The sequence below is a fragment of the Chimaeribacter californicus genome (assembly GCF_002858675.1).
Lineage (GTDB): Bacteria > Pseudomonadota > Gammaproteobacteria > Enterobacterales > Enterobacteriaceae > Chimaeribacter > Chimaeribacter californicus.
In genome coordinates, this window is sequence record NZ_PJZF01000088.1 from 1 (window position 1) to 908 (window position 908).

Genomic DNA, 908 nt, shown 5'->3' on the forward strand with positions numbered 1-908 from the left:
ACCGGGGTGTACCCCAAAATTACGCACCTGGGCATCCCGCTCCTTGTGCCAGTCTTCAGAACAGTGCTCATCACAAAATGGTCGCTGGCCGCATACTTCATCGCAGTAATGGCAGTAGCCATTGATCATCAGCTGCGCGCCAGCGGAATTACGGGACATCTGGATTTGCTTCTCTAAAACTTTTTGCTCGGCTTCAGCCAGGCGATCTACTTCGTCACTCATGGAATCTCATGTATCTCAAAAGAGTCATACTTGAGCGTCGTTCCCCTGTATTTGGGCTAGGTCGTATCGATTTTGCAGCGAGAGTAATGCTAATGGCGTCTCATTACAAAAACCCCCCAGCTTTACGGCCAGGTCAGCAGTGAGAACCTGCTTCCTGTTGATAATGCGTGAAAGTGTGGAATGGCTAACGCCTATTGTCTCGCTTACCTGGCGCAGGGTCATGCCGCTGGCTTCGATGGCGGCCTGTAAAACGTCTCCGGGGTGTTTAATCGTCATGGATAAGCCTCTTTGGACAAAAAAGCGCCCCGTAGGGCGCTTTGTTAATCAATCAGTGGTGCCGGCTGGCATGTTCCATCACAAGGTTGAGCACGTAAATGATGGTGAACACGATGGGAAAAGCGTTAAGCGTGTAGAGAATTTTCTTCTTCAGGCTGTATTCCGCTTTGCGGGTGGCTTGCTTGGCGGTGGTAACGCTGTCTCAACCGACATAATCAATCATGGTAGGATTCCTTTGCTTTTTCCCTGGGTTCTTGTTTGGTCGCAACACCCTGGGAGATGGTAGAGGCTCACTTCGGTGAGCCTTTTGCTTTTTGGGGGCTTTATTTCCCCCCGCCTATGGTGCGTGGTGCGCACCACGGAACAAATAATAAAGGGTCCCCCCGCCGTGTGCAAGCCTTAATTTATCT

2 protein-coding genes are annotated in these 908 nt (G+C 50.9%); both read right to left on the reverse strand.

The window, feature by feature from the left end; translation table 11 throughout:
* The coding region (locus CYR55_RS22990; protein WP_101818598.1) for a hypothetical protein at positions 1-222 on the reverse strand (222 nt) is incomplete at its 3' end.
* Positions 223-246: 24 nt separating this feature from the next.
* Positions 247-498: a HigA family addiction module antitoxin gene (locus CYR55_RS22995; protein ID WP_101818599.1), complete on the reverse strand. Its 252-nt coding sequence runs from the start codon at positions 496-498 to the stop codon at positions 247-249.
* Positions 499-908: the final 410 nt, after the last annotated feature.